Below are 13,815 nucleotides of genomic sequence, written 5' to 3' on the forward strand. Positions count from 1 at the left end.
CAAATTTAATCTGATTGGTATAAATCGATACCTAGGCAGTTTTCAGGTTTTGCTCCTAAATTAATCATCTCCCTTAAAATATATCCGTTACCACAACCTACATCTAACACTGTTAAATTACTATTTACATTAACATACGCATTTAACATTCTAACTAATCTATCTCTTGCTAATATTCTTGCAACTGGTTCCATTTTACCTCCAAATATTAAGATAATTTATTTTTATTACTTATTTAAGAGTCTAACTAATTCAGATGCTGTATTTTTATATGTATGATATTGATTAATGTGCTCTTTCGCTCTAGCAGCAATATCTAATCTCAAATCTTTGTTTTTATTATAATAAAAAATCAGCTCTTTAAGTTCACTTATTGAGCTGTAAGTTATTTTTTCTGTTATTGGTAATAAATCATAAATTTCAGCCCTGTGTTCAGATAATGAAAAACCACCAGACAGAAATACTTCAAAAGGAGTATTAGAAGGTGCAGACATAGTAAAGTAAGCAGAATGTGATACTGTAATATTTGTATTTTTGAATGAAATGAACTTTTTTTCTAAAGAAATTAAATTGTCAGCACCAATATTATCCCAGTATTGACTACCACCAACACCCTGAAAAATATCTTTTGTTTTTTGATAGATATTGTTGGTAATAAAATCCCCGTATGAATTATCTAGCTGCAACACTCCAGATTTCAATGTATGAAATATGTCTTTATTAAGCTTATTTTCAATAGATGAAAAAAATGAATTCCTCTTAGATTCGTATAATTCAGATGAAATACCATAATCTTTAAATACCTCTAATAAATGAGGGGAAACTATTTTTAGGAAAATATTAAAGTTTTTATCTTGGTCTTTTTTTAACTCGGGGAATGTTTGTAAACATAGAAGATAAAATAGATTTATAACACTTCTAGTCATATCTTCTGGAGAAGCTAACAGAGCTAAAGTTTCTTTTGGCCTATCTGCTAAAAGTAAAGAAGGAGCTGTATCACTCCAATAAATGACTTCTTGCTTAGGGTCTTGATTATTTATCGAGTCAATGTATATACTATCTACTACACTTGGAAAATAATGTGTTTTTACACTATATAATTCAAAAATATCTTCATATTGCTTTGAAGCACAAAGAAAAATTGCATTATTAAAAGCGCCTTGCTTTAACAAATAAAATAAATGAGATGGGCTTCCTCCTGAATCTGGCCTGCCAAGAAACCAAAATAATTGTTTAAATTCACTGGTAGCTAGCCATTCTTGGGCTTGAATTCCAAAATTCCCTGTTAAGGTAAATACATTTAAATTTTGCTGCAAAATATAATCAGGATTAAAATCGATGGCTTGATTTTTGAATTCATTAATATCAGAACTGGGAAGAGATTCAAAAAAGCTAACTTCAATCCCTAAGTTTATTAATTCACTAGCTAACTTAGTTATTGGACCACAAGAATTATTTAAGATAAGTATTTTTTTACAACTTCCATCGTTACAAAATCCATATATAAAAAAATAAATATAGCAAAAAACGCACCAAATATCTCTAATTTATATATTTAAGACCTTAAAATATTAATCGCTTCATTACCGTGGTGCATTAATAAATCTAAAGTACTCAAATGAGATTCAAAAGTATCATTAAATTGTGAATATATTGGGTGAAGGTAGTCTTGATAAGTAACTTTTATATCATTTTTTTTAAAAGCTTCAAGTTCTAAATAGTCTCGGCCAAAAGGGCCTGACAAATATGTTGTAGCATTTTGATTCTTGCAAATTTCTAAAACTAATTCTGATTTAGTTTTAGTTAGATTTAGTTCAGAGCTGTAAATAATGGGAGTTGTTATTTTTAGAGTTGATAAAAAGAATTTTAATTGCACTTTTAAAAGAGAGTTTAAATTAGTCCAATCTTGTTGATATTGAGCCTCTAAGCTTGCTTGATACAAATGAAAGTAATCTGACTTTTTATAGTTAAAAAAGATGGATTGCCAGTGTTTTTTTTGCCATTTATTTTGATTATTTATTTGAATATTATTGATTGCAAGATCTCCAAACTTTTTAGCTGTTTTAACTGGAACAGTTAAGAGAGAAGGGCCATTGGGTGAATTAATTTTATTACGATTAACCATAGAGTTTTTTTCAAATTGGACATGATCTAATACAACATGCAGATCACTTTTGGCTATGCGCTCAAAGTAGCCCAACCAAGGAAGGTAGGCTGGTTGATTAATAGATATGATCATAAATATTCACTTACTGTTTTTGCAATATATTCTGCTTGCTCTAAATCTGGGTATATAGGCAATGATACCGTATTTTGACTCAAATCTGTTGAGTTCATAGCTCTAGGGTCTAATAATTCCCAATCTTCTATGGGCACAATTGCATTAATACCTTTACTTGCAAGGTGAGAAATTAGATGTTTCGCTTTGTCGGTTTTTATTACAGCTCTGAATCTTATATTATCCGTAGATTTATTCGGGTTATCTAGTAGTGGTAATTGATATTTTTGATATGTATTCCAAATTTTTTGACGCTTATTTAAAAATTCAGGATAGTGTTCTAATTGAGAAAGCCCTATTGCAGCTTGAACTTCAGTCATGAAAAAATTAAATCTAAGTTTACCATCTTTTTGCATATCAAAGTTTATAAAATCTCTGGCAAGATTAATTAATGATAAATTTTTGCTAATTATCATACCTCCTTGGCCACCTGAAGTAATTAGTTTTGTAGCATAAAAAGATAGAATGCCGATATCAGAGCGTGTGCCCAAATACTTGCCATTAATACTCGCTCCAAGAGCTTGGGCGCAATCTTCAATGATAGGTCCTGAAAATGTAGGTAACTGACTTGCTAAACCATATAAATAAGGGTTTATTAAAATATCAGCATGGCTGTTATCCAATGCTTTTTGTTTAATACTGGGGTAACCTACATTTATATCTAAGACCTTACATTGTGCATTGGCTAACTTTGTGGCTTGTTTTAAAGAGCTGCACACATACGCAGGCATAGCGATTGTTTTATTGCTAGCATTGAGTAACATTAAGCTAATATATAAAGCTGCGGAACCACTACTGACTGCCACTGCATGACCATGAGGTAAATTTAATAAATCACAAATACTATTTTCAAACTTATTAGTAAAAATTCCGTTTGTAAGCTGTCTGGATTGTAAAACCTGAGATATATACTTTTGCTCATTAGGTGATGAACTAGGTTTATTATGAGGGATCATGAATATACATACCTGCAATTAATTAAACTGACGAGTTGTGATTGTTGATCTCGTTTAGATAATAACCAGCTTTGATTTGCATTGGATTTCCAATTATCAATGAGTAAGGTGGGATCTCTATACCTTCAACGATAGTACCTGCAGCAACAACACTATGATGACCTATATGGGCACCTCCTTTGACAACTGAGTGGGAGCCGATAAAAACATTATTCTCTATATGAATAGGTTTTCGGTCTACTTCATTAGTGAGTCCTAGGCACAACTTATGAGAATCGGCACAATTTATTGATACAAAAGATGCAATATCGCAGTTATCGCCGATAAAGACTTGAGTATCAGTGGCATTGACTTCAGACATGCCACCTATATAAACATTTCCCCCTATATTCGGTTCGCCATTGATCCAAACTAAAGGATGAAATCGATTTTCTTTAAAGTGAGTATGATCCGAAAATTTTTTAGAAAAATCATTATGTTCCATGTTTAAAGTCTCCGAATTGTAATAATTGAGTAGCGTCGATTTTCCTACTTGCCTTTAGGCCTAAAATTTCTTCAAACAATATGGGAGATAAGCCATTGCCAGGGCGTCTTAAACCTATATTTTCTTCACTGAAAAATTCGCCTCGTTTTATATCTTTTAAAGCTACAATTGAGCGTCTTGCTAAGGTGCGCATTTTTTTTTCGGCTTTTGTAGGGGCTACAGTATGGCTACCTAGCATAGTATGTGCTGTACGGATGGAATCAGTCCAGATCTTTAATGATTCAGGATTTTCTGAAAACCAATGATCTGGTCCGGACATTTGATTATCTAAGGTGAAGTGTTTTTCAAATAAAATGGCACCAAAAGCCACAGCCAAAGAGGATGCTAGTGGGCCCTGGCTGTGATCAGAAAACCCTTTAATAATATTAGGAAAGGCACCTTCTAATGTTTTTAGTTTATTTAAATTAATATCTGTGGCTGGGGTCGGATATTGAGAAGTACATAAACATAAAATCACATTAGGTGCAGGGTCATGAATGACGTTTAACGCATCTAATGCCTGATGAACTTCTGATAAGTCAGACATGCCGCAAGATAAAATCATAGGGAGGTTTGCTTTGCGATAACGTTTTAATAGTGGGATATTAGTAAAGTCGTCAGAGCCGACTTTTATTGCATCTATATCTAATGAAAGTAAGAGCTGTAAGTCAATTACATTTTGTGGAGTTGATAAAAAACAAATTCTTTCTAGACTGCAGAATTCTTTAAGCTCCTGCCATTGTTGCAGGCTAAACTCATGCCTCTGAAACATATCAAGCATAGGCTCTGTCACTTCTTTTCCCTGTGAAGTATAGGTAAACATTTGTGTTGGATCACCACAAAATTCTGCTGCTGTAAAAGTTTGAAACTTTACCGCATCACAACCCGCTTCTTTAGCTACAAGGACCATTTTTTTTGCAGTATCAAGATCTCCATTATGATTAATCCCTGCTTCAGCTATAATGAAAGGTTTTGATGATTTACTTAAGACCCTTTGCCCAATTTTTATTTGTGAGTTCACGGTTATCTCCCTTAATTTGATATTTTTTTGGCTATTACACGCCATTCAGCTTGTATTTGGTGGGGAGCATGAGCAAAATCAGTGGTTTCTACTCTTTGTGCTCTGAGCATTTCCCATTTTTTGTCAGATAATAAACGTTTTATTTCATTTAATGATAAAAATGAGATCTGACCTACATCTACAAGTGAACCACCTTTAATATCTGTTACAGTTTGGGTTTCGTTGTTATAAGTTCCCATTGAAGCACTGCTATGGGTATCGGCAAAAGTACTAAATAAAAAGTGACCATTATTTTTTAATACACGATGTACTTCAGCTATCGCTTTTTTCATACCTTTATTATCTGTATGCGTGATCGCACATCTGTCTATTACTAAATGAAAATTTTCATTTTTAAAAGGTAAATTAGTGAAATTAGCAGTTTGCAAATCAGACTCAAGACCTTCACTTTTAAAGCGTTGATTAGCATATGCGATTGCACTTTCACTGCCATCAATTCCAGTTACCTTAAACCCCTCCCGTGCAGCAAACCATAAATTATTACCTGCACCACACCCAACTTCTAAAATATGAGTTTGGTCTATAGGCTGTGTTTGAGGGCGGTAGCTGAATACAAATGATACAACGGCATCAAATGGGTAGCGATTTAAATGTGCTCCTTGAGAATAAATATTTTCCCAGGTTGGATCAAATGTATGATTCATAATGATCTCTATTTAGTTGTTTGTACTGTAAATAATATATCGGCATCATTTTCACTCTTAAATTAAGCTTCAATATAACGTTCGATGTAAAACGATTCAGCAAATTTTAAGCCAATACTCATGCCTCTATACTGAGCCAAAGCTTGAACATTATCAAAGCTACGGGTATGGGGGGCAGGTCGCATTTCTTCATGATAAGCTTCTAGTGCCTGCATTTTATTTTTCATAGATATGCTAATATCAACAAAGTAATTTGGCCTGAATGCTGGGTATTGATGACTTGCCCATTCTGTACTAGAGAGGGTTTCGAAACAAAAGATTTGTTTAACATTTTGCTCTGGTTGAGGTCTACAGGCTGTTAAAACTGCAGCATGTGTTTTTTGGTGATCTATGTTTAAATCATTAGCAAAATGGGTATAAATACGTTCGGCAGGAAAACGCTGTAAAAAACTCTCTATTGCCTGTGTTATTGTTAGTAAAGGCACGGAGTCAAATTGGTTATCGGGAAAATCTGCTGACTCTACATGGGAGATACCTAACACCTGACTAGACTTTATTAGTGCAGAGTTTCTAAGCTTGAGATCAGAGTTATTACTATTAAGTCGTGAGCCAACACCATCGGCTAAAGTCAGTAAATTAACAGTATCACCATTCACTGTGTGTTTTGCTATGGTGCCGCCGCACCCTAAGGCTTCATCATCTGGATGTGCCACTATAATTGCTATTTGCACCGGTTTACCTCTTTTAAGTTACTGTTCTTCTCCATAAGTCGTTTAATTGCTTTTGAAATTCTAAATTTCCCCTGGCCATCACAAAGTTTTTTACTATATTGAGTTAAATTTATTTTTGTATTTTTTATTTCTATAATCACATCATTAAGATTAATTATATCGGATTCTAAGGCAGCCTGATTTTTAAGAAATAATTTAATGTTATCAATTTGATTATCGTCGGTTTTTATCATTATAATTTTTTTAGCCAGGCTAGCGGCTTCAAATAGCATGCTACCAGCAGCTGAAATGATTAACTCGCTTTGAGCCATTAACTGGGCTAAATTATTAGGATCTTGGAAAAGGTGAATATTTAAATTTGATTGTTTTACCCAAATCTGTAATAGAGAAAAGCCATTATAGCCTTGTCCAACGACAGCACAAATTTTCCCTGTATAACTTTTTTTAGCTAAGGTTTTCAAGCTTGAAAAGGTATACTTATCTGGATCTGAACCGCCAAAGCATATAAAAATATCATATTCTATATTGCTTGTTTGAGACGTTAAAAATTCATCTCGAATAATCGCATATTTAGGGCCTATTAAGCATTCACAATTATGTTTGGTCAATTTTTTATATAACTCAAGCTTTTGTTGGTCGCTAGTATCTATTAATAAATCACATAGATGTGGTCTATTGGCTAAATCGTCAATAATAATTAAATTTTTGGCCTTAACATGACTTTGCCAATCGAGGTTAACCTGATAGTGATCTACCAGCAAAACATCAATTTTTTCTGAGTGTAAAATTCGCTTTGTCTGTATTGCATCTTGCTCTAGAGTAAGCGTATCGAGAGTAAGCGTATCGAGAGTAATGAACTTAAGCTCTGAAGTTTCAAGTATTGATTTACTGAGAGCGTCTTCAGAAGTAATAAATACAGAATAGATATTAACATCTATTAATGTATTTGCTAATTCAATACAGCGCATAAGATGGCCCGTTCCTATACTGTTTGATGCGTCTACCCTGAATGCAATACGCATATTTAACGTACTTTAAAAATAGGTTCAAGCTGCAAACCTTCAAATGCAGCTTCAAGGGTTTGCTCATTAATATGCGTTTTAAGCTCTGAGATCACCAGATCGTAGCAATTTAACAGTTTATCAATATCAGCCAGTGTATGGGCATGATTTAGATTATGGGAACTCTGTATCAAAATACCATATTTGCTCATTTGCTGAATGAAATAAGTTCTTAGCTGGTTTGAAGTGTAGTTTTTATAGTCTTTTAAATGGAAAAAGCTCCAGGCAGGATATCCTGAGGTATATGAAAAATGACTCGCATCATGCTTGTTAATTAAAAGGTTAAGCTTATTCAGTAGGTAATCACCTTTAACTTTTAATTCGGAAATAAAGTTTTGTTCTATCATGGTATCAATGCAAGCATTTGCAGCTGCCAGAGATAAAGTTTCCCCACCAAAAGTACCAGAAAAGAAGATATCATCCATCTTAGTCATGATTTCTTTTTTTCCTACCAAGGCAGATAGTGGCAAACCATTTGCCATGCCCTTGCCAAAGGTGGCTAGATCTGGTGTAACATTAAACAAGCTTTGTGCCCCACCCATATTAAACCTGAAACCTGTGATGATTTCGTCAAAAATAAGTAAGGCATCATTATCCTTAGTGATCTGTTTAACGCTTTCTAAAAATCCGAGTTCAGGAAACTCAATATTCATAGGTTCCATGATTACTGCGGCAACTTTCCCCTGAAGTTGTTTAAATAAGTTTTGCAATGAAGCAATATTATTAAATTCAAAGCTATGTGTCAGGGACTTTACCGCTTCTGGCACCCCTAAGTCTCTAGTTGTAGAGCCAATATACCAATCTTGCCACCCATGATAACCACACACTAAAACATGTTCTTTATTGGTAAAAGCACGCGCAAGTCGTATCGCACCACTGGTTACATCGGTGCCATTTTTTCCAAAACGCACCATTTGCGCGCAAGGGATCAAGTTAACTAGTTTTTCTGCCACTTGCGTTTCAAGTAAATGAGGTAAAGAAAAACTCATACCTGAGCTTAACTGATCTATCACTGCTTGGTTAACGGCATCATTTTTATAACCTAAGCTAATGCATAATAAAGCGCTAATGAAATCAGTATATTGATTGCCATCGATATCCCATACTTGTGACCCTTCGGCTTTGTCAATAAATAGGGGAGCAGCCCCGACAGGAAAGCAATATCTACTTTTACTAAAAGTTTGAGATGCGTAAGGGATCAGCTTTTCGGTAGCTGCTAATTGTGCTGTGGAGTTTTGATAGCGTTTTTGCGTCATGGTTTTATCTTGTTTTGATCAGTATGAAAAGCATAATTTATTTTATAATTCTGATTAAGTTTTATTAATTCAGGGTGAGAATCTAAAAATTCCTTTATGTCAAAGCGGTCAAAGTCATTATTTTTTTCATAAAGAGCCTTATAAATATGCTCAATTAATTGGAAGTCTTCAATATTATCTACGGTTAATCGCATGTAAGACCAGTTTTCTTCTTGGTGTAAAATACCTAATTTGAATATATCACTATGTTCAATAATATAAGGTGTAACATGTTCTAAATCAGACTTATTAGTTGCATTTTTATAACTGGATAATAAAGCTTGAAAAGAAAAAATTTCAACATCTAAACCATCTGGAAAAGTATATTTATTTTCTTCACAATTAGCTGTGTAATCATTATTTTCAGATAAATGCAAAGCAATTACGTCATCTATTAGCTTCGCATCAATCACAGGACAGTCTGCAGTTAATCTTACTATGTGTGTTGGAGAGTATACTAAGCTGGCTTCATAAAAACGTTTAAGTACATTATCTTGGCTCCCTCGATAACAAGGTATATTAAAACTTTGAGCTAGCTTATAAATATCATTATCTTGCTCTAAATTTGATGTTGCTATAACAAGTTTATCTATTTTTGTACATTTTTTAATTCTTGAAATTTGATGAGCAAGCATAGGCTTTCCCAATAAAGGTTTCAAAACTTTACCAGGTAACCTTGTTGAACCCATTCTCGCTTGTATTATAGCTAATATCATAATTTATTTGAATAATACTCTGTTCTAGTTAGACCTAAATAGACTAAATGTAAGGCTTGATTTTTACTAAAAGCAAATTCTTTTAAGAGGCCTTCTTGTTGATAGCCAGCTTTTTCAAACGCTTTTATACTACTGATATTTAAATGGTATGCACCAGCTTGAATTTTGTTTATATTTAATTGTGAGAATGCAAAGTCGGAGGTTAAACAAATAGATTCTGTTGCTATGCCTTTTCCCCAATAGTTTTTATCTCCAATCAATAAGGAAAGGTCAGCACGACGATGGATATTATTTAGTATAGAAAGCTTGATATTACCTATATGTTTATGAGTATTGTTACAACAAATGGCAAAAAAAGGTTCACTTTTCTTTGAATGAATAAAGTCAGAAATCATTTCCTTTGATTGTGGAATGTAACGAGTTTCTAAGTATTGATTTATTTCGGGATCGTTAAGCCAGTTATAATAATCATCAGAAACATCGCTGTGACGTACTTCTCTTAGGTAGATCTTTTTACCTTGTATAAATGGTGTTAAATTTTCCATTGTCTACTCCTGAGGCCAGTTAGCAGGGTAAATTAAGTTTAAATCTTGGCTTGAATATAAGCTTCCATCAAAAGGTGCTGCATTAGCAAATGCTTGGTGAATTTCTATTAATTCAGATGAATGACAACAGCCTACAACCAACGCATCTATTTCTTTTATAGATTTTACAAAGCCAACGCAGGCGTTTAGTTTATTAATGGACTTATCAGATAGCTCAGTTTCTAACTGCTTTAATATACTAAATTTATTAAAATAATTACTTAAACCTTCAGTTTTCATTAATAAAAGGCCTTGTAAAAAAGCTGAGCGGACATGTATCTCTATACCCTTTTGTTTAACTTTTTTAAGCAAATCAGATGCCAAAAACCTTTGATCTAAAATGTTAATTGGAATTTGAATTATATCTAAATCCATATTTAAGCAAGCTTCAAGCTGCTCAGGAAAATAAAAAGACACTCCGATTTTTTGTATTTTTCCAGATAGTTTAATTTTCTGTAATTTCTTTGAAATTTCAGGATACTGAATTAATACATCTGCATCATGGAGCATAAGTGCATAAATCTCATCTTTTTGTAATTTTTGTAATGAAGACAACATTTCTTTATTTAAATTGTCAGTATGTTTTAATTCAGGTGGTAGTTTTGATATTATTTTAGAATTCTGTGGCAATAAACTCCCAAGTAAACTTTCTGAATTACCATAAGCTGCAGCTGTATCAAAAGTAGTAATTCCTATTTCGTTAGCTGTTTGTAAAATATTGCTTGCTTGTGATTTAGTTACTTGTCCTTGGTTATTGCTTATTCCATAATCTAAACCTAGCTGCACTGTGCCTAGTACTAGTTTCATACTAAAGCCTTTACTTGCTCTATAATATACTTTTGCTCTTGAGCTGTTAATTGGGGATGCAGGGGGAGTGATATTGCACGCTGATAGTATTCCTCAGCATTTGGAAAATCGCCAGGGTTAAATCCTAGCTCTTTATAATAAGGTTGCAGATGAACTGGTATATAATGTACATGTGCACACAAACCTTGTTCTCTTAATTTTATTATTGCTTGTTTATGAAGTTCTACATTTACTTCGGGTAATAGTACTATATAGAGATGGTAAGATGATAATCTATCAGCTTTGGGAGTTAGCACTTTTAAATTTGAGTTTGAAAATGCATTATCATATATTTTTGCTAATTGGTTTCTTTTTTCAATAAAAGTATCGATGCGATTCAGCTGACTTAATCCTAAAGCAGCTTGTAAATCAGTCATTCGATAATTAAAGCCTAAAGCTATTTGTTGGTAATACCAAGGTCCATGACTTGGTTCAGTCATTTTATTTTGTTCAGACACTATGCCATGAGATCTAAATAATTTTAGTTTCTCTGCTATTTTGTCACTGTTAGTTAGTGCCATACCGCCTTCTGCGGAGGTAATTATTTTTACAGGATGAAAACTAAAAATACATATATCTGAATATTGACAAGCCCCTATAGATTTTTCTTGGTATTGTCCACCAACTGCATGGGAGGCATCTTCTATTATTTTAAAGCCATACTCTTGTGATAACGCATGTATTTGTTGCATATCACAAGACTGGCCGGCTAAGTGCACTGGAATGATGACTTTAGGAAGAGCGTTATTATTTTTTGCATCTATTAGCTTTTTTTCTAAAGCGATTATAGACAAATTGCCTGATCTTAAGTCAATATCTACAAAGTCGACACTTGCGCCACAATATAAGGCACTATTTGCTGTCGCTACAAAAGTAACAGGGCTAGTCCAAACAATATCACCAGGGCCTACACCTAAAGCTAAATTCGCAATATGCAATGCTGAAGTGGCACTGTTAACTGCAATAGCGTACTGTGAATTACACTTATTTGCTAAGGCTTGCTCAAAAGCGGGAACTTGAGGCCCTTGAGTTAAAAAGTCAGATTTTAAAACATTAATAACAGCGTCAATATCTTGTTGGTTAATGTCTTGTTTACCATAAGGGATCACAATTCTGCATGCTCATTAAAGTTTTTTATTTCTGCAACAGTCATAAAGTGCGGGTTATTATGTGAGTTATATTCAAACTCAGGCTGTACTAAAGTACCATTTTCATTTAATCCATTTGTATCAAAATCATTTGTTCTACTACTAAATTTAATACTGGGTGCTATAACAAAATGATCATCAAACTCATAGGTATGGTAAGAGTCATCTGCAGGGCACATAATTTCATGTAGTTTTTCACCTGGTCTTATACCTACTTCTTTTTGCGGTAAGTTAGATGCAATTGCCGATGCTAAATCTGTAATTTTAATAGAAGGTATTTTTGGAACAAAAATCTCCCCACCATACATACGAGCAAAGTTTTTCAAAACAAAATCGACACCTTGCTGTAAGCTGATCCAAAAACGAGTCATACCCACATGTGTGATAGGTAAATGATCTGAGCCCTCTTTAATTAGTTTTTCAAAGAAGGGAACGACAGAACCTCTAGATCCTACAACATTACCGTAGCGCACAACCGAAAACGTTGTTTTATGACCTCCTGCGATATTATTAGCAGCAACAAATATTTTATCTGAAGCGAGTTTTGTTGCACCATATAAACTAATCGGGTTAGCGGCTTTGTCAGTAGATAGTGCTATTACTTTTTCAACATCATTATTAAGGGCCGCATCAATGACATTTTCAGCGCCATTAATGTTTGTTTTAACACATTCCATTGGGTTATATTCTGCTGCAGGGACCTGTTTCATAGCCGCCGCATGGATTACAAAGTCAACACCGCGCATAGCTCTATTAAGTCTTTCTTTATCTCTTACATCACCAATAAAATAGCGCATGCATGGGGCATTAAAAACTTGTTGCATTTCAAACTGCTTTAATTCGTCACGAGAAAATATAATAATTTTATTTGGTTGGTATTTTTTCAAAAGTGTTGCTACATACTTTTTACCAAAAGACCCGGTTCCACCTGTTATTAAAATATTTTTGTTATTGAACATATTTATACTCTGCAACTTTGAAAGGAGTAATTGTATTTAAAAGATTTATATCATGGCGTTAACTAGATTCATAGTTATTGCGTCTTTTATGTTGTTAAACTGAACGATACTTAGCAATTGCTTTAGAATTACGTTTCTGCTTGAGTACTTTATTCTCTGAATAGTTTCTTTTTTGTTCTGCAATTGCAGATAATTTATTTATATTTTCTTTTAAATTAAGGATCTCACTTTGAGAGGGTTTTGTATTTGGGTTATCACATAAAAATTTTATATATAAATCTAATTCTTTTTGTATTTTTAATGATTTGCCATCTTCGTTTTGTAATGATGTATATAACGATGAAAAAAACTCGTTTAATTTATTATTTTCAAAATGAAAGTTCATTATTAACCTGCAGCTACTTGAGCCTGATCGTTTTGTCTAATATCTTGTGGGATTGCTTCCCAGCCTTCTTTTATGTTTTTAATAATAGAAGATACCTCTAGTAGACCTTCAATATCATTATTGACATTGGCGTTAACTAATTTATATTGGCAGTATTCATATAAAGAAGCGAGATTTGCTGAAATTTCACCACCATCATCCATATTTAATGCATCTTGTAACGCACCAATTAAAGAAATACAAACAGAAATATTGTTACCTTTCTTTTCAATTTCTTTACGCTCTATTGAACCTTTTGCAGCTGCAAGTTTACCTATAATATTTACAAAAATAAGATTTACTTGTTCGTACGGGGTCATATCTTGAACATTATTAACACTGACTTGACGATATTTGTTTATAGATAAATGTGCCATAACGGGATCCTAATAATTAACATATGAAATTAAAAGCAAGAAAAGTGCCAGAAAACGAGGCTTAATTTCATTTTATACTTATGGTATCGTCCAATTTATTAATTTCTTAAATATTTTTATCAATTATAATACAGGCTCAGTTTAGTTTTTTAAAGTAAGGTCCTTTTTGAGCAGCAATTCTCGGTGAATTAA

General features: G+C 33.3%; 17 protein-coding genes. All 17 read right to left on the bottom strand.

The window, feature by feature from the left end:
• Nucleotides 1-5: 5 nt before the first annotated feature.
• The 17 genes from CJF42_RS22515 to fliS all read right to left on the bottom strand — a co-directional run bounded on the left by CJF42_RS22515 (nt 6) and on the right by fliS (nt 13,623).
• Nucleotides 6-194 carry a methyltransferase domain-containing protein gene (locus CJF42_RS22515; protein ID WP_095368810.1) on the bottom strand — a complete coding sequence of 63 codons (189 nt, stop codon included), beginning with the start codon at nt 192-194 and terminating at the stop codon, nt 6-8.
• A 33-nt stretch (nt 195-227) separates the two neighbouring features.
• Nucleotides 228-1,316: a glycosyltransferase family protein gene (locus CJF42_RS22520; RefSeq protein WP_095368811.1), complete on the bottom strand. Its 1,089-nt coding sequence runs from the start codon at nt 1,314-1,316 to the stop codon at nt 228-230.
• Between the two features lie 239 nt (nt 1,317-1,555).
• Nucleotides 1,556-2,239 (bottom strand): WbqC family protein, encoded by a 684-nt coding sequence (locus tag CJF42_RS22525; RefSeq protein WP_095368812.1) that lies wholly within the window; start codon nt 2,237-2,239, stop codon nt 1,556-1,558.
• Nucleotides 2,236-3,234: a DegT/DnrJ/EryC1/StrS family aminotransferase gene (locus CJF42_RS22530; protein ID WP_095368813.1), complete on the bottom strand. Its 999-nt coding sequence runs from the start codon at nt 3,232-3,234 to the stop codon at nt 2,236-2,238. Before CJF42_RS22530 ends, CJF42_RS22525 begins: the two co-directional genes overlap by 4 nt.
• Before the next feature lie 22 nt (nt 3,235-3,256).
• Complete coding sequence (locus CJF42_RS22535) at nt 3,257-3,718, bottom strand: acyltransferase (protein ID WP_095368814.1); 462 nt, start codon at nt 3,716-3,718, stop codon at nt 3,257-3,259.
• Nucleotides 3,708-4,778 (bottom strand): N-acetylneuraminate synthase family protein, encoded by a 1,071-nt coding sequence (locus CJF42_RS22540; protein ID WP_170940719.1) that lies wholly within the window; start codon nt 4,776-4,778, stop codon nt 3,708-3,710. Before CJF42_RS22540 ends, CJF42_RS22535 begins: the two co-directional genes overlap by 11 nt.
• Nucleotides 4,779-4,789: 11 nt before the next feature.
• Complete coding sequence (locus CJF42_RS22545; RefSeq protein ID WP_095368816.1) at nt 4,790-5,482, bottom strand: class I SAM-dependent methyltransferase; 693 nt, start codon at nt 5,480-5,482, stop codon at nt 4,790-4,792.
• Nucleotides 5,483-5,544: 62 nt separating this feature from the next.
• Nucleotides 5,545-6,213: a PIG-L deacetylase family protein gene (locus CJF42_RS22550; RefSeq protein ID WP_095368817.1), complete on the bottom strand. Its 669-nt coding sequence runs from the start codon at nt 6,211-6,213 to the stop codon at nt 5,545-5,547.
• Nucleotides 6,204-7,235: a UDP-2,4-diacetamido-2,4,6-trideoxy-beta-L-altropyranose hydrolase gene (pseG, locus tag CJF42_RS22555; protein WP_095368818.1), complete on the bottom strand. Its 1,032-nt coding sequence runs from the start codon at nt 7,233-7,235 to the stop codon at nt 6,204-6,206. Before pseG ends, CJF42_RS22550 begins: the two co-directional genes overlap by 10 nt.
• Nucleotides 7,236-7,237: 2 nt before the next feature.
• Nucleotides 7,238-8,530, bottom strand: a complete 1,293-nt coding sequence (locus CJF42_RS22560) for an aminotransferase class III-fold pyridoxal phosphate-dependent enzyme (RefSeq protein ID WP_095368819.1) — start codon at nt 8,528-8,530, stop codon at nt 7,238-7,240.
• Nucleotides 8,527-9,285 (bottom strand): cytidylyltransferase domain-containing protein, encoded by a 759-nt coding sequence (locus CJF42_RS22565; RefSeq protein WP_095368820.1) that lies wholly within the window; start codon nt 9,283-9,285, stop codon nt 8,527-8,529. The genes CJF42_RS22560 and CJF42_RS22565 overlap by 4 nt, the downstream gene beginning before the upstream one ends.
• Nucleotides 9,282-9,830, bottom strand: a complete 549-nt coding sequence (locus tag CJF42_RS22570; protein WP_095368821.1) for a GNAT family N-acetyltransferase — start codon at nt 9,828-9,830, stop codon at nt 9,282-9,284. The genes CJF42_RS22565 and CJF42_RS22570 overlap by 4 nt, the downstream gene beginning before the upstream one ends.
• A 3-nt stretch (nt 9,831-9,833) precedes the next feature.
• On the bottom strand, nt 9,834-10,676 hold the full coding sequence (locus CJF42_RS22575; RefSeq protein ID WP_095368822.1) for an aldo/keto reductase: 843 nt from the start codon (nt 10,674-10,676) through the stop codon (nt 9,834-9,836).
• Nucleotides 10,673-11,824, bottom strand: coding sequence for a UDP-4-amino-4,6-dideoxy-N-acetyl-beta-L-altrosamine transaminase (gene pseC / locus CJF42_RS22580; protein WP_095368823.1), 1,152 nt, complete (start codon nt 11,822-11,824; stop codon nt 10,673-10,675). Before pseC ends, CJF42_RS22575 begins: the two co-directional genes overlap by 4 nt.
• Nucleotides 11,821-12,822: a UDP-N-acetylglucosamine 4,6-dehydratase (inverting) gene (gene pseB, locus CJF42_RS22585; protein ID WP_095368824.1), complete on the bottom strand. Its 1,002-nt coding sequence runs from the start codon at nt 12,820-12,822 to the stop codon at nt 11,821-11,823. The genes pseC and pseB overlap by 4 nt, the downstream gene beginning before the upstream one ends.
• Before the next feature lie 94 nt (nt 12,823-12,916).
• Nucleotides 12,917-13,207 carry a hypothetical protein gene (locus CJF42_RS22590; protein ID WP_095368825.1) on the bottom strand — a complete coding sequence of 97 codons (291 nt, stop codon included), beginning with the start codon at nt 13,205-13,207 and terminating at the stop codon, nt 12,917-12,919.
• A 2-nt stretch (nt 13,208-13,209) separates the two neighbouring features.
• Nucleotides 13,210-13,623 (bottom strand): flagellar export chaperone FliS, encoded by a 414-nt coding sequence (fliS, locus tag CJF42_RS22595; RefSeq protein WP_095368826.1) that lies wholly within the window; start codon nt 13,621-13,623, stop codon nt 13,210-13,212.
• Nucleotides 13,624-13,815: the final 192 nt, after the last annotated feature.

It is taken from the genome of Pseudoalteromonas sp. NBT06-2 (assembly GCF_002276045.1).
GTDB lineage: Bacteria > Pseudomonadota > Gammaproteobacteria > Enterobacterales > Alteromonadaceae > Pseudoalteromonas.